This window comes from Faecalibacterium sp. I4-1-79 (assembly GCF_023347235.1).
GTDB classification, from domain to species: Bacteria; Bacillota; Clostridia; order Oscillospirales; family Ruminococcaceae; genus Faecalibacterium; species Faecalibacterium tardum.
Window position 1 is genome coordinate 1,975,813 of record NZ_CP094467.1, and the last position, 26,292, is coordinate 2,002,104.

Sequence of the window (26,292 nt, forward strand, 5' to 3'; positions counted from 1 at the left end):
ATGACAACAACCATTCAGAACCTTTCGGATCTGCAGGACCGCAGGATCATGATGGACAAAAAGCTGCCCCCTTACGGGTACGCCTTTGTCATTCTGACCGGCCTGTTCATGATCTTTCTGGTGATCTGGAGCACCCAGACCAACCGCATCTATGTCAGCCAGAACAGCGGTGTGGTGCAGGCCGCCAACAAGACCTACATCATGTCCAGCTACTCCGGCTCCATCACCGAGTTGTATGTCTCTGAGGGCAGCTATGTGAATGAGGGTGACCTGATCGCCCGGCTGAAGAGCACCGACCTGGATATGCAGAAGGATAATCTGCAAAGCCAGCTGGATATCTACCAGAAGCAATTGGACCAGTACAACAAGCTGCTCAAGTGCATTCAGGATGACACCAACTATTTTGACGAAGCCAACGCCGAGGATCAGCCCTACTACTACCAGTACCAGACCTACAAAAGTCAGGTAGCGCAAAAGACCTTTGACGCCACCACCTATCAGGCTGCCGGTTACTCCGACACCCAGATCAAGGCTTTGATGGAGCAGAACCAGAGCGAGCTGGAATCTTTGTACTACTCTACCATGCAGTCCATCTCCCAGAGCATTACCAGTGCACAGGTCAACGTGGATAACCTGCAGGCGCAGCTGGATTCCTTGAACACCGGCGCCAACGATTACTTCATCTACGCGCCCACCTCCGGCGTGATCCACATGGACACCCCCTACAAGGAGGGCATGGTGCTGAGCGCCGGTTCCGCACTGGCTACTGTTGCCAGCGAGAACGATGATCTGGAGATCATGGCCATGGTGACGGTAAACGACCGTCCCCTGCTGCACGTCGGCGACCCCTGCAAGATCGCCATCACCGGCCTGTCGGAGTACTCCTATGGCACGCTGACCGGCACCGTTACCTCCATTGACAGCGATGTGACCACCAGCAGCAACGCCTCCTACTACAAGATGACCATCAAGCCCGACGCCACCTATGTGGTGAGCCGCAGCGGCGACAAGGTGGATCTTTCCAACGGTATGAGCGTGACCGCCCGCGTGGAATACGATCAGGTCACCTATTTTGAGTATGCCATGGAGGCTCTGGGCGTGCTGTTCCGCTAAAACGGACTGCACAGCACGGCAGGATGTCCCCCTTTTACACCCACCCCAAAGAGGTACAAACAACATGATTCAAACCGCAAAGAAACTGGCCGCCTGTGTGCTGATGCTGGGTGTGCTGCTATGCGGCACCGCGCTGAGCGCTGCCGCCGCCAGCCTGCCTGTTGAAGAGCAGAACGGCGTTTCGCTGCCATGGCTCAAGGATGTGCCCGCCGAGAGCATTGCCACCGGCAGCTACTCTGCCAATATGCTGCTGGGCGCTTCCCAACAGTTGTCCCCCGTGGTCAAGCCCAGTTACAGCACCGACTCTGTGGTCTTTCTGACCGATGACAGCAGCGTGCTGACCGTAAGCAGCAGCGGCGTGGTACAGGCTGTGGGCGTTGGCACCGCCACCGTTACGGCAGCCGCCGGCAACCAGATCTGCGCCTACACCATCGTGGTTTCCATGGATTCCACCATGATCGTGACCGAGATGGATCTTTCCCTTTCCTCCAATACCATCTATGTGGGCAACTCGGTGTCGGCTTCGCTGCAGGTGCGCCCCAGCTCTGCCTCCAACTACGCCACCGTTACGCTGACCTCCTCTAACGAGAAGATCGCCACGGTGAACAGCTTTGGCCGCGTGACCGGCGTAGCCCCCGGCAAAGCCACCATTACCGCCACCTGTGGCTCTGTGGTAGCCACCACCACTGTTACGGTGCTTGCCCTGCCCACGGATTCCTCTACCGGCACAAGCGGCACTCCATCCAGCAACAGCGGACAGGTGATCACCCCCAACACCAACTATATCGTGCTCAAGCCCGGTGCCACCCGCACCATCACGGCCAAAGCTACCCCCGCGAGTGCATCCCAGTCCTTCACCTTCAAGTCCGGCAACAGCAGCATTGCCACGGTCAGCCCCACGGGCGTGGTCACGGCGGTAGGCACCGGTTCTACCTCCATTACCATCTCCAATGGCAAGGCCACTGCCATGGTCACGGTCATCGTGAACCGCTCGGCAGAGGCTTCCTCCGGCAGCAACAGCAGCAATGACAGCACGAACACCCCGGACGATAACACTCCCATCCCGCTGGACCCCGTGGTGCAGACCATTCAGGACAGCACGGAGGATCAGGTAGTGTTTGCCCAGTCCGAGGTGCCCATTGTGACCGGTGATATCCTGAACGCCCTGCGCACCACCGGTAAGACCCTGTGCGTGGTGGGCGACGGCTACACCCTGAACGTTTCCGGCAAAAACATAAAGAGCACCACCAGCGAGATCGACACCGCTATTACCTTCACCGAGAGCGAAGAGGGGCTGGAGTTTGAGCTGGACAACGGCCGCACCCTTCCCTGTGCGGTGCAGCTGGAGCTGGACGTGAGCACTTACTCCCACCTGTACCTGTACAACACCATCAGCAACAAGTGGCAGTACCTGAACAGCTACAAGGACGGCGTGATCACCGCTGACACGGCCGGTCGCTACCTGCTGACCAATCACAACCTGCGGTTCAGCAATATCGACTGGACCTTCTTCATCGCCGGCGGCGTGGTGATCGTTATCATTGCCATTGCCTACATCGCATTCAAAAAGCGCTACTGGTTCTGGTAATTCCCCCGCTATTCTGCATAAAACAAACCGCCCGCTGCACAAGCTTCTGTGCAGCGGGCGGTTTTGTGTGTTTTACTTGTGAAAAAGTGGTTCCGAAACGCCTACGGGCGTCTCGGAACCACAGATAAAGCGCTCTTTTCCCTTTCCGGTCACTCCACCGTTACGCTCTTGGCCAGATTGCGGGGCTTATCCACGTCGCAGCCGCGCAGCACCGCCATATAGTAGGCGAACAATTGCAGCGGCACGATGAGCTGCAGCGGCATCAGGATGTCGTCGTACTCGTCCAAGCGGATGACCTCGGTGGCAACGCCCTCCGGCACTTCCGCGTCCTTTGTGGTGAACAGCAGCACCCGTGCGCCGCGGCTGCGGGTCTCCTTGGCGTTGGAGATGGTCTTTTCGTAGACGTTCTTCTGGGTCGCCAGCGCGATGACCGGCACGCCGTCCGTGATCAGGCTGATGGTGCCGTGCTTCAGCTCGCCTGCCGCGTAGGCATCCGAGTGCACATAGCTGATCTCCTTCAGCTTCAGGCTGCCCTCCAGCGAAAGGGCGTAGTCGAACCCGCGCCCGATGAAAAAGCAGCTCTGGGTGTTCACATAGCGGCTGGCAAGGTACTTGATCTGCTCGCAGTCCGCAAGGCGGGGCTTGATGACCTCGGATGCGTGCAGCAGCTGGGCGGTGTAGTATTTGGTCTTTTCCTCGGTCAGCTGCCCGCGCGCGTAGGCCAGACGCAGGGCAAACAGGTACAGCACGCACAGCTGCACCATATAGGCCTTGGTGGACGCCACCGCGATCTCGGGCCCGGCGTAGGTGTACATGACGTAATCCGCTGCACGGGCAATGCTGCTGCCCACCACGTTCACGATAGCCAGCACCGGCACGCCGCGGCTCTTGGCCAGCTTGAGGGCGGCCAGCGTATCGCTGGTCTCGCCGGACTGGCTGATGATGATGACCAGATCCTCCGGCTTCAGGATGGGGTCGCGGTAGCGGAACTCGCTGGCGATGTCCACCTCTGCGGGCACCCGCGCCAACGTCTCGATGGCGGTCTTGCCCACCATACCGGCGTGCATGGCCGTGCCGCAGCCCACCAGATGTACCGTGCCAATGCTGCGCAGCTTTTCGTCCGTCAGTTCCGGGATGCGCAGCTCCGGCAGACCGTTCTCCACCCGGGGGCTGACCGTTGCCGTGATGGCGGCGGGCTCCTCGTTGATCTCCTTGAGCATAAAGTGGGGGTAGCCGCCCTTTTCGGCGGCCTCCATATCCCAGTCTGCGGTCAGTTTTTCGCGCTCCACCGCCTCGCCGAACTCGTTATAGAAGCGGATACCCTGCGCCGTGCACACGGCCATGTCCCCTTCTTCCAGCACGCTGTACCGGCGGGTATACTTGAGCAGCGCCGGGATATCCGAAGCCACAAAGTTTTCGCCTTCACCCCAGCCCACGATGAGCGGGCTTTCCCGCTTGACCGCAAAGATAGTGTCCGGGTAGTCCTTGAACAGCACCGCCAGCGCGTAGCTGCCCCGCACCTTGGCAAGCGCTGCCTGCAACGCCTGTAAGGGCTCGCCCTGATAGCAGCTGTCGATGAGCTTTACCAGCACCTCGGTGTCGGTCTCGCTGGCAAAGGTGTAGCCTTTAGCAATCAGGCGCTCCTTTAAAGCGCCGTAGTTTTCAATAATGCCGTTATGCACGATGCTGACCCGGGGCGTGGAGTGGGGATGGCTGTTCACGTCGCTGGGCTCGCCGTGGGTCGCCCAGCGGGTATGACCAATGCCGCAGCTGCTCTGGGGCAGCGACAGTTCTTCCAGCTTGCTGCGCAGGGTGGCGAGCCGCCCCTTGCTTTTGACCACGCGGATACCGTCCCGCTGGGTGAGCGCCACACCGGCAGAATCGTACCCGCGGTACTCCAGCTTTTCCAAGCCGTCCAGCAGCACCTGCTGGGCGCTGCGCATGCCAACATAACCTACAATGCCACACATACAAAATACCTCCAGACCGACTGCGGCGCGCCGAAATGCGCTGCTGCACAGTCAGTTTCCTCTATCAAAGTCTATGTTCTTGTATGGCTTTCTTTGCAGGGTTCTGTTCCGGTATTGCTGCCGGTTTTTGCCCTGTTCTGCGGCTGGTATAGCCCTCAGCCGGAGAAACACCCGCCGAATCTTTCGATGATTCCTCTCCTCGTCACCCTCACGGCTGTCACCCGTGTGGCCCGGCGCTTTGTGTCAGCTTGTGGTACACATTCCTTCTTTCAATGTTTTTTGCTCAATGCATTCCCAGCATTTTATGCAGCTTGGGCTGCCACTTCAGCTTGTACAGCAGCAGCATATTGCACAGTGCACGGTCGTACAGGGCAAAGGCCACGTTGCCCATGCCCAGTGTGAGCAGGGACATTGCCAGCGCGGTGGTGCGCAGCTCCTGCGAAACGCTGCCCGCCGGTACTATCACCAGCAGCAGACCGTACATTGCCAGCACCGCCGCGTTGCACAGCAGCAGCTTGCACACCAGCTGCAACGCCCGGGGACGGATGCGGTCAAACCGGGGCTTCACCAGCGGGTAATAGCCCAGCAGCACGGTGAAGATCAGAGCAATCTCCTTATCCGGCACAAAGAGCAGCCCCAGCAGGCTGACGGCTGCGTACGCCGTCCATGCCATGGTGATGCCGCACTCCATGCACACCGTTGCAATGAGAAAGCTGGCCACCGCAGGCGCGATGAACATGGCAATGGGGATGATGGTGCCCAGCAGCATCAGTGCCACACACAGTGCCGCCGCCATGCCGCAGTAGGCCATGGCCCAGCTTTTGCTTTTTCGTTTCTTCATGGGATCTCCCACTTTTCGGTATCTACATCCTGCTCCAGCGGGTAGACCGCGTGTTGCAGACCTAAGATCATGATATTATTCAGCAGGGTGTCATTCAGCTTGAGATCCAGCATCTTGTATGCCCGCATCAGGTCGTTGACCGCTGCCAGCGCCTGCCGCCGGGCGTTCTCTATAGCGGCAGCCTGCCCGTTGAGCTCGTTGACCACGAACACGTTGTACTGACCGTTGCGGCGGTCGGTCTCAAAGCGCTCGGCCTTGTCCAGCAGATAGAAGATGCGGCCGATGCAGCTGCCGATATACCGCATACTCTTGCGCTGGTTGGGATCGTCCGTAGCCAGCGTGGAGTACAAAGCGCCGTAGACGTTGCTCATGGGCTCGGCGGCAAGGGCGTAGTTTTTGGCGCTCAGGTTCATCTGCACCACCGCCTGCTCCCGCTCCTGCGCAAACAGCCGCTCCAGCGCCGGGTTCTCCTGCCGGGCTTTCTCGTAGGCGCGGCGCAGCAGCAGCTTGTCCGCTGCGCGGCGCAAGCGCTTGACCGGGCGCAGCTCGCTGTACTTGCGGTCCTGCAGATTATGCCAGCCCATCAGGATCTCCGTCTGCGCCGCCTGCCGGATGCCCAGCGTCTGGCACATCATGCTGCGCTGGAACGGCGTACCGGGCACCCGCTGCCGTTTGCAGGTGGGCATACGCCCCGCCAGACTGTCGGACAGGATGGCAAACAGCACTCCGTTGGTGCGCAGCAGATGGCAGGCATAGAAGCCGTAAGACTTGTACATCTGCCGCCGCACCCCGCGGAGATAACGCATATAGGTGTTGTAATCCCGGATCGTCAGTTCCGGCAGGTAGGGCCGCATCCGTCCCTTCATAAGAGCCAGCCATCCTTTCTGTACAGTTTTTGTATCCTGCGGTCAATAAGGTTAGTATAATCCTTTTTGTTCGGCAACGCAACTACCGGATGCAAAAACTGCTGTAATTTGTCATTATGCCGAATTTTGTGAAATCTATTTTTCTATTAAAAATACCCGCAGACCGTCTCTTTTCAGCAAAAGATGATCTGCGGGTGTTTGTGCCGGATTTTCCCGGGAAAAGGCACACTTTTTCAGTGCAATGTCTGCCGGGTGGGCAGTCAAATGACCTTACTTCTTTTCAAAATGGGTGCGCTTGCCGTCAAAGCCGGATTTGGGCATGGGCTTTGCCATCTTTTCGGTCTTGGGGGCGTTATAGTACATATACAGCTGGCAGGGGATCATGCCGTTGTACATCTTGCGGCGCTTGTTGGCGCGCTTGCCGTAGTGCACTTCAAAGTCCATATCGGCGGTAATAGCGTACAGACCGGCGCAAGGGCTGGCTTCCATCTGCTGTCCCAGCGTGTGCGCCAGCTTGGCAGCGCCCTCAATGGTGCCCAGACGCTCGCCATAGGGAGGGTTCGTCAGTACGATGGCTTCCGGCTTTGCGGCAAAGGTGGCAACATCCGCCACCTCAAAGTGGCAGCGATTCTCCACACCCGCCAGCTTGGCGTTGACGTTGGCCTGTGCCACGGCGGCGGGGTCGATATCGTAGCCGAAAGCTTCAAAGCCCACGTCCAGTTTGGACTCTGCCAGTGCCTTCTGGCGCTGCTCTGCCCACAGGGCAGCGGGCACAAAACTGTAACGCTCGGCGGCAAAGCGGCGCTTCAGACCCGGGGCGATGTTCATGGCCTTCTGTGCGGCTTCGATCAGCAATGTGCCGCTGCCGCAGAAAGGATCCTCCACCAGGCTGTCGCGGCGCACGCGGCCAAGGTCGGCGATAGTAGCCGCCAGCGTCTCACGCAGGGGGGCTTCCATGGCGTTGCGGCGGTAACCGCGCTTGTGCAGACCCTCGCCGGTGGTGTCCAGCATGATCTCGCACACATTTTTGCGCAGCATAAAGCGCACCTTGTACTCCACGCCGCTCTCGGGCAGCACGGTGGTGCGGTGGCCCTTCATCAGGCGCTTGACCACCGCCTTTTTGATGACGCTCTGGCAGGCGGGGATGCTGGTCAGCTGGCTGTTCAGGGAAGAGCCGGTGACCGGGAAAGCAGCGTCCGCGGGCAGAAACTCCTCCCACGGGATGGAATACACGCCGTCGAACAGCTCGTCAAAGGTGGTGGCCTTGTAGCGCGCCAGCAGCAGCATCACACGCTCCACGGTGCGCAGGTTGAGGTTTGCGGCGGCGATCATCTCAGCCCCACCGCAGAAGCTCAGACGGCCATCCTCCACCCGGATGTTCTCTGCGCCAATGCGGGTCAGCTCAAATTTAGCGGTGGATTCGCACCCGAAAAAGCAGGGAGCGATCAGTTCAAATTTTGCGGGCATGGTAGTTCCTTTCTGTTCTGTACCGAAAAAACAGACCTGTCCGACCGGGGACAGGCCTGCCTGTGTTCCTTGTGATCCCAGCTGATGCAATGGCTCAGCGGCCACGGCGGCTGCGGGGGGCATAACCGCCGCCCCGGCGGTTGTTGGTCTCGTGATCGAGATCTGCCATTTTCTCCTCGCTCTGGCTCTTGAAGCGGCTCATCATGTCCTCAAAGCTCAGGTTGTCGGAGCGGGCGGGTGCCTTGGGCTGCCACACACGAGGCGCAGCCTCCCGGGCAGGGCCACGGCCGCCTTCACGGGGGGCACGGCCTGCGCCGCGACCGCCGGAGCGTCCACCCTCCTGCCCATTGCGGAAGCCGCCCGGACGGGGGCCTGCGGGGCGGCCCTCCCGGGGCTGACGCGGAGCCGGGGGCAGCAGCCGCTTGATGGACAGTGCGATCTTGCCGTCCGGTGCAATGTTGATGACCTGCACCTTTACTGCATCGCCATCGTGCAGCACGGTGTTGATATCCTGCACGAACTCGTTGGATACCTCGGAAATGTGGACCATGCCGACACGTCCCTCCGGCAGCGCAACAAATGCGCCAAAGGGCTTTACACCGGTCACGCGGCCTTCGAATACGTTCCCTACCTCAATTGCCAAAACTCAATACTCCTTGTTTTCCAAAACTCTTGACCTGCCGCGTGGTCAGTTACCGGTCACATCCACAAAGATGCGCTCGTTGGGTGCGGCGTAGTTGTAAGAGTCGCGTGCGACCCATTCGGTGATCTGGTCGGCATCGCCGCTCAGTACGCGCTGCAGTTCCTGATTTTCCGTCTGTTGCTGCACCACCTGTTCGTTCAGTGTTTCCAGTTCTGCCCGCTTGGAGCTGATGGTGACCTGATTGGAGATATAAGCCGCCAGCATACTCAGCAAAAGCAGCACGAAAAACAGGCGGAACGCCATGGTGACCACTGCATTCTTTCTGCGCTTTTTGCGTCCCGTATTCGTCATTGCCTTACGCTCCTGTCTGAACAGCAGACCTTCTGCGTCTGTTCTCTTACTTTGATACGTTTGAATTATACAACAATGCCCGCTGGTTTGGCAAGTTCTTTTTGGATTTTTTTGCGGTTCTTTCTGCGTTCCGGCGTAATTTGCGGGCAGTTTTAGCCGCAGCGCGGCGGCGGTGCAGGGGCTGCGGCGCAAAACGGTGCAAAATACGGCTGGGCAGGCGCAAAACAGCCCGTATCCCCCGCCCCAGCGCCTGCAACGGGACACCCAGCACCCCGGCAGTGCAAAGGGCAGCGGTAAAGGCTGCCAGCACCATGTACCACCGCAATACGCCTGCATTGCTGTACCCGGCGGCGTAGCTCTGACACACCAGCAGCACCGCGCCGGAAAGCAGCACATCCGGCACAAAAGCCGCCCTGCCCCGCGCCGGCAAAAACGCCCGCGCCGCGCCAAGGGCTGCGCCCAGCACAGCGCAGGCGGCGGCTTCCTGCAAGAGCCGGGCGGGCAGCAGCACCTGTACCATCAGCGCAGCAGCCGGTGCCAGAAGCCCCCGGCTGCGCGGGCGGCGGTGTACTCCAGCCCATCGAACCGCCCGGTCAGCTTCGCTTCCCCGGCTTCCAAGTCCAGCGTCTGCATACTGATCTGCGCACCGGACAGGTGCAGAATGCCCTTGCCGGTCTCCAGCGCGGCGCTTTCGGCGCTGCAATGCAGCACCCTTTGCACCCCGGTAACAGTCAGCCTGCTGCGGCTTTCTAAGATCAGGTCATGGGGCAGCGGCGGCTTTGCTGCAGCTTTTTCCATAGGCAGTCCCCCTCTGCCAGCATTGTATGCGGGCAGGCAGGGCGGTTATTCCGCGATCACCTCGTACATCTCGCGGGCAACGTCCTTGGTGCGGGGCTCTTCATCCGAGAGCACCCGCACCTTGATGGGACGGTTGCCGAAGGTGACCTCGATGATGTCCCCGGCGTTGACGGCCTGACTGGCCTTAGCCACCTTGCCGTTGATGAGGATGCGGCCTGCATCCGCCACCTCGTTTGCCACGGTGCGGCGCTTGATGAGGCGGGAGACCTTGAGATATTTATCCAGACGCATTTTGGTCGTTCCTTTCTTTTCAGCAAAAAAGCCGCCGAACCTTGTGCAGGCAGCGGCGGCGTGACAGAACCGATTACAGGGTGTCCTTCAGGGACTTGCCGGGCTTGAACACGATGCTGCGGGAAGCAGCGATGGTGATAGGCTCGCGGGTACGGGGGTTGATGCCCTGACGCTCGGCGCGCTCGCGCACCTCAAAGGTGCCGAAGCCGGAGATGCTGATCTTTTCGCCCTCGGTCATTGCCTTGCCCAGTGCTTCAAAAACGGCGTTGACAGCCTGCTCAGCGCTCTTCTTGCTCATTTCGGTGTTTGCCGCAACCTGTGCGATCAAGTCGGTCTTGGTCATATTATTTGCCTCCATCTGATTTTTGTCTTAAATTCTCTCGTTCTATCGGAGCAGGTCATTCGACCTGAATACCGCTTTGTTCCTGTTCCAGACACTGCTGTGTAAAGCGCTTGGACGCAAAGGTCAGCGCTTCCTCTGCATCCACCCCCGCAAGCCGGGCGGCGTTCACCGCTGCAAACAGCAGCTGCCCTGCGGCTTCCTGCTTTGCGGCGGCGTCTGCCTTGCCAAAGGCCTGCGCGGCATTTTCCAGCTGATGCTGCGCTGCAGCTGCGTTCTGCTGCCCAAGGCCATGCCCGGCGGCACGCTTTTGCAGCTTTTGCGCCCGCATGAGTGCGGGCAGCGTAGCGGGCACGGTGGCCAGTTCATCCGCAAGGGTGGTGCGCCCCTTTTCCTTATTTTTGAGCGCATCCCAGCCATTTATACCGGCGTTTTCCGCTGCGGAGGATGCAAAAATGTTGGGATGCCGGAACACCAGCTTTTCGCAGACGTTGCGGCACACATCCTCAAAGGTAAAGCGTCCCCGCTCTTCCTCCATGGCGGCGTGGAACACCACCTGCATCAGCACGTCCCCCAGCTCCTCCCGGAGCAGAACGGCATCGTCTGCATCAATGGCTTCCAGCGCTTCACAGGTCTCTTCCAGAAAATTTTTGCGGATGGACGCATGGGTCTGCACCTTATCCCACGGACAGCCGTTTTCCGGGTCCCGCAGAATGCGGATCACCTGCAACAGCTGCTCCGCTGTATAGGGCGGCTGTGGGTTCCAGTCCAGCACACGTTCCATCTCCTTTTTGAAAAGATATTGTAGATTCTACCGCAGTCGCTGCGGTTTTTCAAGCAAAAAGCCGCAATTTTCCCGCTTTGTTCATGGTTTTCTGCGCTTTTCACAAAAACAGGACGGCGTCCTGTGGGGGATACCGCCCTGTTGCAAACTTTTCCGGTTACGGGCTTACAGCTGTGCGCCGCACTTATTGCAGAACAGTGCATCGTCCGAGACGGGCGCGCCACACTGCGGGCAGGTCTTGCGGGCAGGCTGAGCGGGCTGTTCCGGGGCAGCTTCTTCTGCCTCCTCCATGGGGGCTTCGTAGTCCACCTCGGCGGCTTCGACCGGAGTCAGGGTAGCCTTCAGGCGGGTGATCTCCTGCTCAATGGTATCGATCATCTCGATGTATTTATCCACCAGCGGCTGGTTTTCTTCCTTGCCCTTGGCAAGGCTGTACACCAGTGCGCCCAGCTGACGCTGTGCCTTGAGCAGCTTGCCCTGCTCGTTGACCAGCAGCGCCTGCGTCTTACCCTTTTCGGCCAGATCCATGGCAGCGTTCTTGCCCTTTTCGGCATATTCCAAACCCATCGCTTTGATCTTGTTAAAATCCATAAAAGACACCTCTCTTATTCTGGCAGTATTCTCTGCAGACTGCGACGCACAGTGCGCCATACCGGGGTCGTATTCCCATTATAGCGCAGCGTTATGGCAATTGCAACGAATGCACCGCAATTTTTACAGTTTGGTGCCGGTTTGGAAACAAATTTTACGCATTTTTCACCGGTTAGGTGCGGCTGCCGTAGAACTCGCGCAGCATACTGTCGGCGGGCAGCAGCTCCAGCGGCAGCGGGTCCACCTGCTCAAAGCGGCGGGCGGTCTCGTCCCATAGCTCGGCGTTGTGGCCCTCCAGCGTGAACTGACGGCGCACCTCGCCCAGCAGCCGGGAGATCAGTCCCAGCTCGTAGGTAAAGGAGGTGTCCAGCAGAAAGTCTGCGGTGGTCTTGAAGCCCTTGATATAGCGTGTTTCACCGTCCAGCACCCTGTCCCACATGGAAAGGGTCTTGGCGGGGCTGCGGCCGCGGGCTGCGGCGTCCCGCAGGGTGCGGCGGCACAGGCGGATATCCTGCGTATTGATGACCCGGCGTCCATCGATGCAGTATTCCTCCCGCAGCCCGGCGTAGATGCGGTAGATCTGGTCATCCGGCACAAGGCCGGTCAGCTCCGGGTTGAGGGCATGGATGCCCTCAACGATGCACACACCGCCCTGCAGATCGATGGGCTCCACCTCGGCAGAGCGCTGCTCGGTGGCAAAATCGTAGATGGGCAGCTCGGTCTTGCCGGTCTCGCTGAGCTGGCGCAGACACTGCTTGATGAGGGGCAGATCCAGCGTTTCAAGGTTTTCGTAGTCCAGTGTGCCGTCTGGCATTTTGGGATAGTAGGCAGCACCTTTAAAAAAGTTGTCCAGACTGACCACCTGTGCCGGGGTGCCCTGCTGTACCAAGGCCTTTGCCAGACAGTGGGCGCTGGTGGTCTTGCCACTGGCCGAGGGGCCGGTCAGCATAACGATCTTTGCCCCGGAGCCGCGCACCTTCTGGGCGGCATACTGCACCCGCCGGGCGTAGCTGTTCTCGCTCAGCTCGGCCAGCGCCTGCGGGCTGCGGGCTGCTACGTTATAAAGATCTATTTCAACCAGTCGTTTCGGTACCCAGATCGTGATCATAAAACTCAGCCACTCCTTTTTTCCGTTCCAGTACCTCCGCAAAGCGCTGGATATACTCGTTCGGATACTTAAAATTGAAGATGCGCTGCATCCGTTTGCCCCCATCGGCTACCAGTTTGGTGCTGCCGCCTGCACCCGCCGAAAGGATAGTCTGGACTTCCTCCATGATATAGATATTATAGTAACCCTCGTGACCCGGCTTGCACCAGCCCACGTTTTCCAGATTTTGCAGCGTATTCTTCTGCCGGTAGAGGTAATAGGGGCGGTAGCCCGCTTCGGCCAGCAAATGGCATTTTTCCAGCATAGCGGCTACGTCCGCGTAGTCGTTCTCCTTCTGATCCTCGATGACGATGCGGGACGCCCGCTTGAGGGTAAGGGTGTGGACGGTGATATTCTCTGGCTGCAAGGCAATAGCCTGCCGCAGGCTGTACTCAAAGCCCTCCACCGTATCCCCGGGCAGACCGGCGATGAGATCCATGTTGATGTCCTCGTGCCCGGCGCGGCGGGCATCGGCGTAGCAATCCAGAATATCCTGTGCCGAGTGCTTGCGACCGATATTTGCCAGCACTTCATCCGAGAAGGTCTGGGGGTTGATGGAGATGCGGGTAGCGCCGTATTCCTTGATGACCGCCAGCTTTTCAGCATCGGTGCAATCCGGGCGGCCAGCTTCTACGGTATATTCTACGACCTTAGTCAGGTCAAAATTCTCCCGCACGGTGCCCATGAGCTGCCGCAGCTGGGCAGCGGAAAGGCTGGTGGGCGTACCGCCGCCGATGTAGATGCTGCACAAGGTCAGCCCTGCACGCTCGGCCTGCACCCGGATCTCTGCAACTTCCCTGCACAGGCAGTCCACATAGGGCTGCACCATCTTGCGGTCGCGGTCCAGATTACAGCTGACAAAGCTGCAATAGCTGCACCGGGAGGGGCAAAACGGGATGCCGATATACAGGCTGTAGGTCTTGGGCGCGCTGCCCAGCTGCAAGATTGGCTCCTGCAGATCGGCGATTTCCTTCGCCATTTCGTATTTTTGCTCCGAGCAGTCAAACCGCTGCAAAAAGAAGCGGTCGATCTGCTCTGCGCTCCACCCGGCGGCGCGCTTATCGTGGATAAGCCGCACCGGGCGCACACCGGTCATTTTGCCCCAAGGCGGGCGGATACCCGTCCACGAGCGCAGCAGGTCATAAGTCAGGCTGGCAAGGGCAAACTCCGGGGTTTCGCCGCCCTGCTCTACCGGCAGCGGCAGCGGAGCTTCCAGCGTTTTGCTCTTTTCGCCCTGCCGCACCAGCACCCGCAGACCGGTATCGGTCTTTTCAGCCCACAGACAGTCCTCGGCAGGCTCCGGCGGGGTCAGGGTCAGGGGTGCCATGGGGTAAAACAGGCGGGCAAGATGCTCCACCTCGTACCCGGAGGGCAGCCCAGTGATATAGATTTTCATGTCGTTCTCTCTTTAAAAAATGTCGTTGCCGCCGCGCAGGGCGCTGCGGATATAATAGTTGTTGTCCAGCTCCGCGCCAAAGGTGGAAAATTCGCCGTGGCCGGGCAGCACCTGTGTTTCGCGGGGGATGGGCAGCTGTGCCAGCTTGCGCAGGCTATCTGCCATCTGTGCGCTGCTGCCGCCCTCAAGGTCGGTGCGGCCGATGCTGCCTGCAAACAGCGTATCGCCGCAGAACAGATGCTCGCCGCACAGCAGCACCACGCTGCCGGGGGTGTGGCCGGGGGTGTGCCACGCGGTAAAACGCAATTCGTCCACTGCGATCTGCTCCCCTTCCGTGTAGCCGCAGTCCGCAGCGGAAAGCGGGTACATCCGGTCCCCGGCAAGGTCTGCCTTTTCACAGTAGAGGGTGGCGTTCCACTCGGCTTTCAGCGCAGCCGCACTGCCCACATGGTCGTAGTGGCCGTGGGTGCACAGAATGGTGGTAAGGGTGGCGTTGTGCTGCTTTAAAATTTCATCGTAGCTGTCCACCTCTGCCGCCGGGTCGATGACCACGGCATGGCCTGCGTCGGAAATGAGCAGAAAGGTGTTGGTATACAGCGGCGGTGCCGCAGGAATGTGAAAGCCTTGCATCGTTACTCCTTCTTTTTCCACTCGTCGGTGTCAATGATGATGGTGCAGGGACCCTCGTTCACCAGCGACACCTGCATGTGCGCGCCGAACTCGCCGTGCTGCACGTCCTTGAGGCCGTGCTTAGCCATCTCGGCAAGGAACAGCTCATAGGCATCCACCGAGAGAGGCGGCTTTGCAGCCTTGATAAAGCTGGGGCGGTAGCCCTTCTTCGTATCGCCGTACAGGGTGAACTGACTGACCACCAGCGCGGAATAGCCCAGATCCCGGGCGCTCAGGTTCAGCTTGCCCTCGGCATCCGGGAAAATGCGCAGACCCGCGCATTTATCGGCAAGTTTTGGTACGATGTCCAGCGTGTCGGTGTCCCTGACCCCCAGCAGGATCATGATTCCCGGCCCAATGGCGCGGGGCTCGCCGCCTTCCACCCGCACACTGGCGGAGGATACGGCCTGAATAACTGCTCGCATTGCGTTAACTCCTTGTCACCTTGAGCACGTCCCGCACCTTGGAAAGGCGCGCCACCACACGGTTGAGGTGCTCGGTATTGTTGATGCCGATGGTCAGGCTGACCACGGCGCAGTTGTTTTCTACCTGACGGGCATTCATGGCGTAGATGGGCACCCGGATATCGGCCAGAGCGCTGAGCACGTCCTGCAGCAGCTCGTTGCGGTTCAGGGCAATGATCTCCAGCCCGGCCTTGTAGCTGTCCTTGACGCTGTCTGCCCAGTAGGCCTTGACCCAGCGCGGGGCGTTGGAGGGGTCCTTCATGCTGGCAACAGCGTTGGCACAGGTCTGCTTGTGGATGGAAACGCCGAAGCCGCGGGTGATAAAGCCCACGATTGGGTCGCCGGGCAGCGGGCTGCAGCACTTGGCAAACTTGATGGGGGTGTTATCAAAGCCCTCCACCACCACGCCGTCGGTGGCATGAACGCGGCTCAGGTCTACCTTGGGCAGATCCTCCACTGACTTATTCTCCTCGGCCTCGGCAGCCTTGAGCTTCTGCCACTCTTCCTTGAGCTTGGGCAGGCAGTTGGCAATGGTCATGCCGCCGTAGCCGATGGCAGCGTACAGCTCCTCGGCGTTGTTCTGGCGCATCCGGCGGGAGCAGCCATCGATAAAGGCATCCAGCTGGTCATCCGGGATGATGATCATCTCCCGGCGCAGTTCCTTGGACAAGGCGTCCCGTCCCTGCTGGATATTCTCCTCCCGGCGCATCTTCTTGAACCAGTTGCGGATCTTGCTCTTGGCTTCGCTGGTGCGCACGATCTTGAGCCAGTCGCGGCTGGGACCCTTATCTGCCGGGCCCAGCAGCACCTCAATGATCTCGCCGGTAGACACCACATGGTCGATGGGCACCATGCGGTTGTTCACCTTGCAGCCCACCATGCGGTTGCCCACCGCCGAATGGATGGCGTAGGCAAAATCGATGCAGGTAGCACCGGTGGGCAGGTTGATGACATCGCCTTTGGGGGTAAAGGCGAATACCTCTTCCGGCAGCAGGTCGCTCTTCAGATCGTGGAGCAGGTTACCGGAATCCTCGCTCAGGCGCTGGTTTTCCAGCAGCTGGCTGACCCACGCCAGACGGTCGTCCAGCTTATCGTGGCCTTCGCGGCCTTCCTTGTACTTCCAGTGGGCGGCAACGCCGTACTCGGCCTGCTCGTCCATTTTGCGGGTGCGGATCTGCACCTCAAAGGGGATGCCCTCGTGCCCGATGACGGTGGTGTGCAGGCTCTGGTAGCCGTTGGGCTTGGGGGTGGAGATATAATCTTTAAAGCGGTTGGGCAACGGATGGTACATATCGTGGATGAGGCCAAGGGTGCTGTAACACTCGGCCAGAGAATCCAGAATGACTCGTACCGCGTAGATATCGTAGATCTCGTCAAAGGACTTGTTCTGCATGATGGTCTTGCGGTAGATGCCGTAGATGCTCTTAACCCGGCGCTTGATGGTAGCGCCCTCGATGCCGCTTTCCACCAGACGGCGCTCAATGACGCCGGAAACCTTGATCAAAAACTCCTCGCCGGAGCGCTCACTAAGCATCCGGCTGATCTCGGAATAACCCACGGGGTCCAGATAATGCAGGCTGCGATCCTCCAGCTCTTCCTTGACGTTCAGGATGCCAAGGCGGTTGGCGATGGGGGCGTACACCTCCATGGTTTCGCGAGCCTTATCGCGGCGCTTCTGCTCCGGCCAAGCGTCGCCGGTGCGCATATTATGCAGCCGGTCGCACAGCTTGATGATCATCACGCGCACGTCCCGGCTCATAGCCAGCAGCATCTTACGCAGGTTTTCGGCCTGCAATTCCTCAATATTGGAGAACTGGATTTTGGTCAGCTTGGTAACGCCGTCCACCAGCAGGGCGACTTCCTCGCCAAAGGCGGCTTTCAGGTCGTCCAGCGTGGTGGGGGTATCCTCCACTACGTCATGCAGCAGGGCAGCGGCGATGCTCTCGGAGTCCATGCCCAGATCCAGCACCAGCCGGGCGACTGCCAACGGGTGGCAGATATAGGGTTCGCCGCTGCGGCGGCACACGCCGTTATGGGCGTTATTTGCCAGCTCATAGGCCTTTTGGATCATCTCCATATTGTAGGCTTTGCCGCTGGCCTGAATGGCCTCGCACAGCTTTTCCCATGTTACGATCTCCGGGCGTACCTCAGAGGGCAGCGCCCCCTCCGGTGCGTCTGCCAGCAGTGCCGTAGCGGCTACGGTGGCGGTCTCCTGCACCGGCTGGTGCAGATGGGTCTTGGCAGAGTAGCCGTCCTCGTCCCGTACCGGAGCCGGGATTGGGGCAGTATTTTTCTTTCCCTCAGGCATTTATAGTTCCTCCAGACATTTCAGGATGGGGGCATCGGCAAGGTTCTTTTTGCCTGCTGTCGGCACCAGCTCCCAGAATTTTGCCCCGCCTTTTTCCGCTGCGGTGATCAGCCCCACCTGCTCCAAAGCGGCAACTGCCACCAGCGTTTTGCCGGTCTGCTCCTCGCCCAGCTTTGCGCACAGGGGCTGCAGATCCTCGACGTGCCAGCGGCGGGACTGCAGCTCCCGGTACACGGCAATGATATCCGTGCGGGCGGGGGTGATCTGTTTCTTTTGTTCTTCGGTCAGGGGGGTGCCCCGGCGCAGCGCCTGCACCAGTGCAGCCTGCCGCGCCAGCTCTGCGCCCAGCCCTGCCGGGTGCAGGTCGATGATGCGGCCGGAGAGCTGTGCCCCCCGGGCGGACTCGTAGACCGAAAGATTCAGCGCCACGTCCACCACATCGCCCAATGCGTAGGGCAGCTGCTCGGCGGGCATTCCGAACCAGACGGCGTACAGGCAGCTATTGCCCTGCCGCAGCCGCAGGCGGCTGTGCCGCCCCTCCGATACCGGGTATACGCCGTCCACCACCGCGCTTTGCAGCAAGAACACCGGGGTGGGGTTCTCTGCCCCGTAGGGTGCCAGCTGATCCAGATGGCGCACGCTCTCCACGGTGATACGGTCCAGATGGATGGTCACGTCACAGGTAAGGGGCGGGGTGTGCAGCACCGGGCACTCCCGGGCAGCCCAGTCGTTCAGGCGGCGGCGCAGTTCGGGCAGGTTTTCTTCCCGGACGGAAAGTCCCGCTGCCATGGCGTGGCCGCCGTAGCGCACCAGAAGGTCGGCACAGGAGCCGATGCAGGCGTGCAGGTTAAAGCCCTGCACGCTGCGCCCGCTGCCCTTGCCCTCGCCGTGTTCATCAATGGTGACCACGATGACCGGGCGTCCGGTGCGCTCCACCAGCCGGGAAGCCACGATACCGATGACGCCGGGGTGCCAGTCCCGTCCCCACAGCAGCATGATGCGGTCATCCAGCCGCTCGGGCTGCTGTTCCAGCAATTCCTCGGCGGCTTTGAAGATCTGCTGCTCGGTCTCCTGCCGGTGGGCGTTGATCTCGTTCAGCTTGTGCGCCAGTTCCTCAGCTCTGTCCGGGTCCTCGCAGAGCACCAGCTGCAAAGCGGTGACGGCGTTATCCATGCGGCCTGCCGCGTTGATGCGGGGCGCGATGGCGTAGCTGATGTTCTCGGCGGTGATGGGCTTGCCCGCAAGGCCGACTTCCTCTAAAAGTGCCCCAAAGCCGGGGCGGTCGGTCTGCTGCAGCTGCCGCAGACCGGCTTTGACTAGAGTGCGGTTCTCCCCTACCAGCGGCATCACGTCCGCCACCGTGCCCACAGCAGCAAGGTCGCCACAGTAATCCAGCATTTCCTCCGGCGGACAGCCGTCCAGCGCGGCGCAGAGCTTGAAGGCTACGCCCGCACCGCACAGACCCTTGAAGGGGCTGTGGTCGTCCTCCCGGCGGGGATCAACCACCGCCACTGCCTTGGGCAGGGTGTCCGGCGGCAAGTGGTGGTCGGTAATGATCAGATCCATGCCCAGCGAAGCCGCAAAGTCGGCTTCTTCCACGGCAGAGATGCCGTTATCCACCGTCACGATGAGGGTGCAGCCCTTGTTGTGCATGGACTGGATGGCGTTTTTAGAAAGGCCGTAGCCGTCCCCCTCGCGGCTGGGCAGCATACACTTGACAGTCGCGCCCATGCCCTTGAGGTGCTGGTACAGCAGGGCGGTGGCGGTCACGCCGTCCACATCGTAATCGCCAAAAACCGCGATGGTCTCGCCGTTGTCAATGGCCTGCCAGATGCGCTGACAAGCGGCGTCCATGTCGGTCAGCAGGGCGGGGTCGGAAAGTTCCTCCTCCCCTGCCAGCAAGGTCAGCGCTTCTGCTGGATCTGTAATGCCCCGGGCGGCAAGGATGCCCGCCAGCAGGGCGTTTTCCTTTTGCTGCGCAGCCAGCACGGCCTTATATTTTTCGTCTGACCACGGCGCTTCGTCCATGGCCTGCTCTTCCAGCTGTGCCGCTGCCTGTTCGGCAATGGCGGCGGTCAGCTCCCGCACAGCGGCGCGGTCCAGCGGTTTTTGTTCCCAAGCGCGGTAGGTCATTCAAATTCCCTCCCGGTCAGGCCGTCGTTGGCCAGCATTCCCTGCAAAGCGGCGATCTCGGAAGAAATATCCATGGCTACGTCCGAAAGCAGATTGTTGTACAGGTTCTCATACGCCTGATTCAAGGTATGCAGGATGCCTGCGATGTCCCGGCGGATGGTCTCGGCATTTTCGCCCTGCTGCCCCTGCACGTCGTTATAGGTGTGCAGCAGCTTGAGGGTGGTGGGGATATAATATTCCGCAAAACGGCGGGTCTTGGGCTGGCTTTCCGGGTGTGCTTCCAGCCAGTCGCAGATAGCGGTAGTGGTCTTGTGCATGGCGGCCAGTTCTTCCCGTGCCTGCGCGTCCTGCATGAGCTGCTGCTCTTTTTCCAGCACGGCAGCAAAGCGGCGGGCCGTTTCGAGGTTGAGGGGCGTTTCCGGCACGGCCTCCTGCTCCGGCTGCGGGGCCGGGCGGGCGCGCTCTGCGGCGAGGGCCTCCTGTGCCGCGCGGTAATCCTCGGCGGTCAGGTAGAGTGTATCCGTTTTGTCGTCCAGCCATGCGTTCAGCCAGCCTTTGCGGATGTATTTTTGCAGCCGCTTGTGCACTTTTTTCGGTTTCTGGTGGGTCAGGTCGGCCAGCATCGAAACAGGCAGGCCCTTATGGTAGTCCACGCTGTCGGCGTAGTCGGCAAACTGGCCCATCTGTCTGCCCGCCTTCATCCGGGCTGCACCACAGGCCGTCATCCAGCCAAAGCCCGCCGTGGCAAGGCCCAGCACGCTGCTGACGATGCCCAGCACGTTGTAGGCGGTGTTCATAACGTAGTCCGTGCCCGTCATCAGGATGCCGCCGCCCTCAGTAGCCGACACCACAACGTCACCCAAAGCAGCCGGCGAAATAGTGCCCAGCCCGATGAGGCAGCCCAGCGTCCCCAGCCCGAAGATCACCGCAAAGGTGATGCCCACAGCCAGCAGGGTGCAGCCTGCGCTATGGCGTTTTTTGGCGCTGATGCGGATACTTTCCACCGGGGTCGGCTCTGGCTTTGCAAAGATCTGCCGGAACCAGCCGGGCATCCCGGCGGGGTCGGCATCCGCAGCACCTTCGCGGAAAGGCTGCTTTGCATCCCCGTAGGGATAACCTCTGCGCCCCTGCCGGAAGGCCTTTGCCGCCTCCCCGATGCCGTAGTTGGCTGCATGGACAGCGGCTTTGCCCACATCCCACGCCCGGTCGCCGATGTCCATGCCCCTGCCCTCAAAGCCGTGGGCAAAGGCATCGGTCATGGTGTCGCCAAAGGCGCGCAGCTGGTCTTCCAGCTCCTGCTGTACCTGCCGGCCTTCGTTATTTCGGTTATCGTTTTCACGATCGTACATCAAAATTTTCTCACCCTTCTGCCGGTGCATACCGGCTGATGATGGCGCGGGCCACCCGCAGGCCATCTACGGCGGCGCTCATAATGCCGCCCGCATATCCCGCACCCTCGCCGCAGGGGTAAAGCCCTGCCAGCTGGGTGCACACAAAGTCCTCTTCCCGCTTGAGCCGCACCGGGCTGCTGGTGCGGGTCTCAAGGCCGGTCAGGATGGCGTCCTGCGCGGTGTAACCCGCAATCTTGCGCTCGTAGGCGCGCAGACCCGCCCGCAGGGTATCCGCCAGTTCCCCGGGCAGCAGTGCGCCCAGGTCTGCGGCGGTCACGCCGCGGTCGTAGGTCGGCTGTACACTGCCGATGTGCAGCTGCCCGCGCCCTTCCAAAAAGCTTTGCACGTTCTCTGCCGGAGCGGCGTAGGCTCCGGCGGCACGACCGGCGGCGTAGGCTTTTGCTTCCAACTCCCGCTGGAAGGCGATGGCGCGGCGGGGGTCGTTTGCAAAATCTGCCCCGCCTACGCTGACCACCACCGCTGCATTGGCGTTTTTGCCGTTGCGGGCGTGGTAGCTCATGCCGTTGGTCACAACACGCTCTTCCTCACTGGCCGAAGCCACTACCTGACCGCCGGGGCACATACAGAAGGTGTACACGCACCTCTCGCCGACGTGCTGGGAGAGCTGGTATTCGCCCCGGGGCAGCGCCGGATGCCCGGCAGCCTCATGGTACAGACTTTTTTCGATCTCGCTTTGCAGGTGCTCGGCGCGGAAGCCCACGCTGAAGGGCTTGCATTCCAGCACAAGACCGCTGTCCATCAGCATGCTGAAGGTATCCCGTGCCGAGTGCCCCACCGCAAACACCAGCGTCTCGCAGGCAAAGCTGCCATTTGTAGTAGTGATGCCCACAAGTCGGCCGTTTTTTCGCTCCAACCCGGTGAGCGCGGTGTTGAAGTGCACCTCGCCGCCCAGAGACTCGATCTCCTTGCGGATGGAGGTAATCACGCCGCGCAGCAGGTCGGTGCCCACATGGGGCTTTTGCTTCCACGCGATCTCTGCCGGGGCACCGTGCTGCAAAAACACCTCGGTGACAAAATCACACAGTTCATCCCCGATGCGGGTGGTCAGTTTGCCATCCGAGAAAGTGCCTGCGCCGCCCTCGCCGAACTGGATGTTGGCGTTGGGGTCCAGCTGGCCGGTGGCGGAAAAGTGCTCCACCGCCTGCACACGGGCATCCAGCGCAGGGCCGCGCTCCAGCACGATGGGGCGGTACCCCTGCCGTGCCAGCAACAGGGCCGCAAACAGCCCTGCCGGGCCCAGTCCGCACACCACAGGGCGGTGCGCAAGCGGCTGCGTACCCGCGTGCAGGGTAAAGTCTGCGCGGCCGTGCAGGGCAGCGTCCGGGCAGCGTGCCGCAAACGCAGCTTCCTCCCCGGGCTGCCTGAGGGTGACCGCCACGGTATATACCAGCTTGGGCTGGCCGTGGCGGGCGTCCACCGAAAGCTTTGCCACGCCGGTGTGCTCTACCTTGCTGCAGGGCACACGCAGGGTGTGCAGTGCCTTTTCAAATGCCTGCGGCTCTGCGGCAGAGAGGGGCAGACGGATGTTGCGAACCAGAATCATTTGTTGTGTTTTCCTTTAAATTTAGTTGCTTTCAATGCGGCATTGCAGCACATAGCTGCCCAGTGCAAAGATCTTGCCGTTGGAGGGCACATACAGCCGGCAGGCAATGTTCTGTTGGCCGGTAGCCACAGCAAAGTCCTCGGCGTCGATCTCAATGACCACCTGTTCGGGGGTCAAAGTTTCCATAGCGCCCTTGGGGCCGCAGAGGATGACGTTCATCAGCCGCTCGGTCTCCACCGTCAGCTGATAGGTAGCGGGCAGATTGACCACCTGCACACAGCTGGCGGGCAGGTTCATGGTCTTGGTCTCCAGCCCGGAGCAGTCAAAGCTGACCGTGATCGTGGAGATATTATCCAGCAGATAGATATCTGTCGGCAGCTCAATGGGCATCTCGTACACCTTGTTCAGGCTGAAGGTGGAAAGGTCGATGGTGCCGATGGACAAGGTGGACAGTGCATCGATCTTTTCTGCCGGGCCCGCCACCTTGAGCTGCTTGCAGCTGAGGGCATAACTCAGCACCGAATTATCGAACCCGCGCGGCGCGTTGATAAAATTTACCTTCACCGGCAGGGTCGCCATCTTGTACACTTGCAGCGTCACGTCCACGTTGCTCTCTTCCAGCGTGGTGTACTGGAACTTGACCTCCTTGCCGCCGCTGGTGTAGAAGCGCAGGGGGGTGTCCAGCGTGACCGACTCGGTCAGCTCGCTGTTATAGGATGCCTCGGCAGTACAGGTAGCCACCTTGCTCAGCTCGCTGCTGGGGCCGGACAGGGTAACAGTCTCCTTGGATACCTCAGTACTATAAAGGATATAGCCGTCTGCAACGCGCAGATAGTTGGTGGTAACGGTAACGGGCAGGGTCTTTTCCTCCACCACGTCAAACACTACGTCCACCGTGTTGTCGCTGCCTTCCATGGTCACGGTCACGCCATTGAGCAGACCGTTGGCGCCGCGCACCAGCAGCCGCAGGGTCTTTTCGCCGCTGTCGCGCACGCTGGACCAATCCGGGTAGACCACAAAATCCGAGGCGCTGAGCCCGCCGATGGTGTAGCCATCGCCGGAGAGCCTCAGGTTCACGGTCTTGTCCTCGGCGCTGACGATGCTCAGGCCCCGGGAGGTATAGGCGGCGGAATCATAGGTATAATCCACCGGCACGTTATAAATGGTGTTGGTGGTTCCGGGCTGGACGATAATGGTGACCACCATCCACGCAACGATGGCACCCAACACGGACAGTGCCAGCCGGATGCGGCGGTCATCCAGAAAATTCTTTTTTTTGCGGACGGCAGACTTTGCGCCGTTCGGCTTATTCGGCTGGTTGCTCATTGCTGCTCGTCCTCCCCCTTCTGGCTGATCCAGTTCCACAGCTTTTTCGCCTGTTCCACCCAGCTGTCGGCGGTGTTCTTTTCCACCGTAGACTCCTTGGGGATCATCTCATCAATGAGCCGGGTATACAGGCTCTGGCGATCAAAATGACGGATCAGCACACCATTTTTGGCCATGGAGATGATGCCGGTCTCCTCGCTGACCACGATGGCAATAGCGTCGGAGTTTTCCGCAATGCCAAGGCAGGCGCGGTGACGGGTACCCATATCCTTGCCCAGATCCAGATTGTTGGAAAGGGGCAGCACGCAGCCCGCCGCCTTGATGCGGCCGTTTTCGATGATGGCGGCGCCGTCATGCAGGGGCGTGCCCTCGTAGAAGATGGTGCCCAACACTTCCAGATTGACTGCGCTGTTCACCGGGGTGCCGGTGCGCACGATCTCGGAAAGGTTGGTGTGGCGCTCCAGCACGATGAGGGCGCCGGTCTTGGTCTCGGAAAAGCGCTCGGCTGCATCGCAGATGGCAATGATGGCGCTGCGCCACGCACCCTTCAGGCTGGGGTCATTGTAGCGCCCCTTTACGTTGAACAGCTTGGACGCCCACTGGTCGGTCTGACCCATACGCTCCAGCGCACGGCGGATCTCGGGCTGAAACAGTACCACAAGGGTGAGCAGACCGACTTGCAGCAGCGAGTTGAGCAGCCATGTAACGGTGCGCATATTCAGGGTGTTGGCCACCAGATACACGACCATGACCAGCAGCGCGCCCTTGGCCAGCTGCCCGGCACGGGTGCGGTTGATGATGCCCAGCAGCTGGTAGATCAGGAACGCGATGATGATGATATCCAGCAGATCGACAATTTTAAAGGTCTGAAAATTTGCGATGATCGCATTCAGTGTCATGCGTGTGTGCCCCCTTACACAGCTTCGATCAGGGCGACTGCGTGGGCGGCAATGCCCAGTCCCTCGCCGGTAAAGCCCAGATGCTCCTCCGTGGTGGCCTTTACGCTTACCGCCTCTACCGGCAGGCCGAAAGCCGCCGCCAGATTGGCACGCATGGCCGGGATATGGGGTGCAAGCTTGGGGCGCTGGCACAGCAGCGTGGCATCAATGTTCTCAATGCGCCAGCCATGCTCCTTGAGGATCTGCGCCACGCGGCGGGCCAGCTTCAGGCTGTCGGCACCGGCGTACTCCGGGTCATTGTCCGGGAAATGCTGGCCGATATCCCCCAGCGCCGCTGCGCCCAGCACGGCATCCATCACCGCATGGGTCAGCACGTCTGCATCCGAATGCCCCAGCAGGCCTTTTTCAAAGGGGATCTCCACCCCGCCAAGGATCAGCTTGCGCTGCTCCACCAAACGATGTACATCATAGCCGTGTCCAATACGCATTTTCGTTTCCTTCCTCTGTGCCGGGCGGGGCAGATCCTCCCGGGTGGTGATCTTCAGGTTTGCATAGTCGCCCTGCGTCAGCTGCACCGGGCGTCCGGTCAGCTCAAACAGACTGCAATCATCGGTAACAAGGCGGGCGCGGGTCTCGTCCAGTTCTTCCAGCGCCGCAAGATACGCTGCACGGTCAAAGCATTGGGGGGTCTGCACCGCATACAGGGTGCTGCGGTCCGGGGTCGTCTGCACCGCGCAGTCCGGGGGCACGGTCTTTCCATCGCCCCGGGCAGTGGCCTTGATGGTATCCTTTACCGGCACTGCCGGGGCTGCTGCGCCGCACCGGGCGGCAGCTTCCAGCGCCGCTGTAATGACCACTGCACTCACAAAGGGGCGGGCGGCATCGTGCACCGCCACCAGCTCTCCGTGCGCAGCCAGCACACCGTTTTTTGCGCTCTCGGCGCGGGTAGCCCCGCCCGCTACGATCTGCACAGGCTTTGGGCAGTCCGCCGCCTGCTGCGCCACAAACTCCCGGTTTTTGCCCGCCACCAGCACAAGCTCGGTGATCTGCGGGCACTGGGCAAAGGCGCGGATGCTGCGGTGCAGCACCGTTTCGCCTCCCAGATCAAAGCTGAGCTTATCAAAACCCATGCGGGTCGAGCTGCCCGCCGCCACTAATACTGCCGATACAGTTTTTTCCATCTCTTCCACCTACCCTGCCGCTGTGCCGCGCTGTACGCCCACAGCTGCTTATAATAAACCATGTTTTATTATAGCGTATCACAGCGCAAACTTCAACCGATTTTACACAGCAAAAGTACATCTGTGCTGCATAAAGCCCTACGGTCTGTCCTGAAAGAGCAGTCACCCAGA

The 26,292-nt window shown here is 60.4% G+C and carries 25 protein-coding genes; 2 read left to right on the forward strand and 23 right to left on the reverse strand.

Features of this window, described 5'->3' with window-relative positions; translation table 11 throughout:
• Both MTP36_RS09815 and MTP36_RS09820 read left to right on the forward strand, forming a co-directional pair.
• Positions 1–1,113, forward strand: a complete 1,113-nt coding sequence (locus tag MTP36_RS09815; RefSeq protein ID WP_118658876.1) for an HlyD family secretion protein — start codon at positions 1–3, stop codon at positions 1,111–1,113.
• 64 nt (positions 1,114–1,177) lie between these two features.
• Positions 1,178–2,701 (forward strand): Ig-like domain-containing protein, encoded by a 1,524-nt coding sequence (locus MTP36_RS09820; RefSeq protein WP_249248909.1) that lies wholly within the window; start codon positions 1,178–1,180, stop codon positions 2,699–2,701.
• A gap of 149 nt (positions 2,702–2,850) precedes the next feature.
• Here the strand turns inward: MTP36_RS09820 and glmS are convergent, their stop codons facing one another.
• The 23 genes from glmS to ispF form a co-directional block, all read right to left on the reverse strand.
• Positions 2,851–4,671 carry a glutamine--fructose-6-phosphate transaminase (isomerizing) gene (gene glmS, locus MTP36_RS09825; protein WP_249248939.1) on the reverse strand — a complete coding sequence of 607 codons (1,821 nt, stop codon included), beginning with the start codon at positions 4,669–4,671 and terminating at the stop codon, positions 2,851–2,853.
• 283 nt (positions 4,672–4,954) lie between these two features.
• Positions 4,955–5,512, reverse strand: a complete 558-nt coding sequence (locus MTP36_RS09830) for a hypothetical protein (RefSeq protein WP_249248941.1) — start codon at positions 5,510–5,512, stop codon at positions 4,955–4,957.
• On the reverse strand, positions 5,509–6,378 hold the full coding sequence (locus MTP36_RS09835) for a DUF5685 family protein (protein WP_055184810.1): 870 nt from the start codon (positions 6,376–6,378) through the stop codon (positions 5,509–5,511). Before MTP36_RS09835 ends, MTP36_RS09830 begins: the two co-directional genes overlap by 4 nt.
• A gap of 270 nt (positions 6,379–6,648) precedes the next feature.
• Positions 6,649–7,845 carry a THUMP domain-containing class I SAM-dependent RNA methyltransferase gene (locus MTP36_RS09840; protein ID WP_249248944.1) on the reverse strand — a complete coding sequence of 399 codons (1,197 nt, stop codon included), beginning with the start codon at positions 7,843–7,845 and terminating at the stop codon, positions 6,649–6,651.
• A 94-nt stretch (positions 7,846–7,939) separates the two neighbouring features.
• A complete protein-coding gene (locus MTP36_RS09845) occupies positions 7,940–8,488 on the reverse strand; it encodes a S1 RNA-binding domain-containing protein (protein WP_055184813.1) in 549 nt (182 codons plus the stop codon).
• A gap of 45 nt (positions 8,489–8,533) precedes the next feature.
• Positions 8,534–8,839: a septum formation initiator family protein gene (locus MTP36_RS09850; RefSeq protein WP_249248947.1), complete on the reverse strand. Its 306-nt coding sequence runs from the start codon at positions 8,837–8,839 to the stop codon at positions 8,534–8,536.
• 46 nt (positions 8,840–8,885) lie between these two features.
• Complete coding sequence (locus tag MTP36_RS09855; protein WP_249248949.1) at positions 8,886–9,359, reverse strand: hypothetical protein; 474 nt, start codon at positions 9,357–9,359, stop codon at positions 8,886–8,888.
• Entirely contained in the window at positions 9,359–9,637 is a 279-nt protein-coding gene (locus MTP36_RS09860) for a YabP/YqfC family sporulation protein (protein WP_055184816.1), read from the reverse strand. The genes MTP36_RS09855 and MTP36_RS09860 overlap by 1 nt, the downstream gene beginning before the upstream one ends.
• Positions 9,638–9,682: 45 nt before the next feature.
• A complete protein-coding gene (locus MTP36_RS09865) occupies positions 9,683–9,928 on the reverse strand; it encodes an RNA-binding S4 domain-containing protein (RefSeq protein WP_112091714.1) in 246 nt (81 codons plus the stop codon).
• A 73-nt stretch (positions 9,929–10,001) separates the two neighbouring features.
• Complete coding sequence (locus MTP36_RS09870) at positions 10,002–10,271, reverse strand: HU family DNA-binding protein (RefSeq protein WP_055184818.1); 270 nt, start codon at positions 10,269–10,271, stop codon at positions 10,002–10,004.
• 55 nt (positions 10,272–10,326) lie between these two features.
• Positions 10,327–11,052, reverse strand: a complete 726-nt coding sequence (gene mazG, locus MTP36_RS09875; protein ID WP_249248959.1) for a nucleoside triphosphate pyrophosphohydrolase — start codon at positions 11,050–11,052, stop codon at positions 10,327–10,329.
• Between the two features lie 165 nt (positions 11,053–11,217).
• Entirely contained in the window at positions 11,218–11,643 is a 426-nt protein-coding gene (locus MTP36_RS09880; RefSeq protein WP_055184821.1) for a zinc ribbon domain-containing protein, read from the reverse strand.
• Between the two features lie 172 nt (positions 11,644–11,815).
• Positions 11,816–12,751: a uridine kinase family protein gene (locus MTP36_RS09885; protein WP_249248961.1), complete on the reverse strand. Its 936-nt coding sequence runs from the start codon at positions 12,749–12,751 to the stop codon at positions 11,816–11,818.
• Positions 12,717–14,186 carry a coproporphyrinogen dehydrogenase HemZ gene (gene hemZ, locus MTP36_RS09890; RefSeq protein WP_249248989.1) on the reverse strand — a complete coding sequence of 490 codons (1,470 nt, stop codon included), beginning with the start codon at positions 14,184–14,186 and terminating at the stop codon, positions 12,717–12,719. Before hemZ ends, MTP36_RS09885 begins: the two co-directional genes overlap by 35 nt.
• A gap of 12 nt (positions 14,187–14,198) precedes the next feature.
• Positions 14,199–14,816, reverse strand: a complete 618-nt coding sequence (locus tag MTP36_RS09895; RefSeq protein WP_097780020.1) for an MBL fold metallo-hydrolase — start codon at positions 14,814–14,816, stop codon at positions 14,199–14,201.
• A gap of 2 nt (positions 14,817–14,818) precedes the next feature.
• Entirely contained in the window at positions 14,819–15,280 is a 462-nt protein-coding gene (dtd, locus tag MTP36_RS09900; protein WP_055184830.1) for a D-aminoacyl-tRNA deacylase, read from the reverse strand.
• A gap of 4 nt (positions 15,281–15,284) precedes the next feature.
• The gene (locus tag MTP36_RS09905) at positions 15,285–17,627 is read right to left on the reverse strand and encodes a RelA/SpoT family protein (protein ID WP_249248999.1); all 2,343 of its coding nucleotides are present in this window, start codon (positions 17,625–17,627) and stop codon (positions 15,285–15,287) included.
• Complete coding sequence (recJ, locus tag MTP36_RS09910) at positions 17,628–19,760, reverse strand: single-stranded-DNA-specific exonuclease RecJ (protein WP_249249001.1); 2,133 nt, start codon at positions 19,758–19,760, stop codon at positions 17,628–17,630. It lies immediately after the preceding gene.
• Positions 19,757–21,139 carry a 5-bromo-4-chloroindolyl phosphate hydrolysis family protein gene (locus tag MTP36_RS09915; protein ID WP_442900189.1) on the reverse strand — a complete coding sequence of 461 codons (1,383 nt, stop codon included), beginning with the start codon at positions 21,137–21,139 and terminating at the stop codon, positions 19,757–19,759. Before MTP36_RS09915 ends, recJ begins: the two co-directional genes overlap by 4 nt.
• Positions 21,120–22,715: an NAD(P)/FAD-dependent oxidoreductase gene (locus MTP36_RS09920; protein WP_249249005.1), complete on the reverse strand. Its 1,596-nt coding sequence runs from the start codon at positions 22,713–22,715 to the stop codon at positions 21,120–21,122. The genes MTP36_RS09915 and MTP36_RS09920 overlap by 20 nt, the downstream gene beginning before the upstream one ends.
• 21 nt (positions 22,716–22,736) lie before the next feature.
• Positions 22,737–24,041, reverse strand: coding sequence for a CdaR family protein (locus tag MTP36_RS09925; RefSeq protein WP_249249014.1), 1,305 nt, complete (start codon positions 24,039–24,041; stop codon positions 22,737–22,739).
• Positions 24,038–24,940 (reverse strand): diadenylate cyclase CdaA, encoded by a 903-nt coding sequence (gene cdaA / locus MTP36_RS09930; protein ID WP_005926885.1) that lies wholly within the window; start codon positions 24,938–24,940, stop codon positions 24,038–24,040. Before cdaA ends, MTP36_RS09925 begins: the two co-directional genes overlap by 4 nt.
• Before the next feature lie 14 nt (positions 24,941–24,954).
• Positions 24,955–26,121, reverse strand: a complete 1,167-nt coding sequence (gene ispF / locus MTP36_RS09935; RefSeq protein WP_249249045.1) for a 2-C-methyl-D-erythritol 2,4-cyclodiphosphate synthase — start codon at positions 26,119–26,121, stop codon at positions 24,955–24,957.
• Positions 26,122–26,292: the final 171 nt, after the last annotated feature.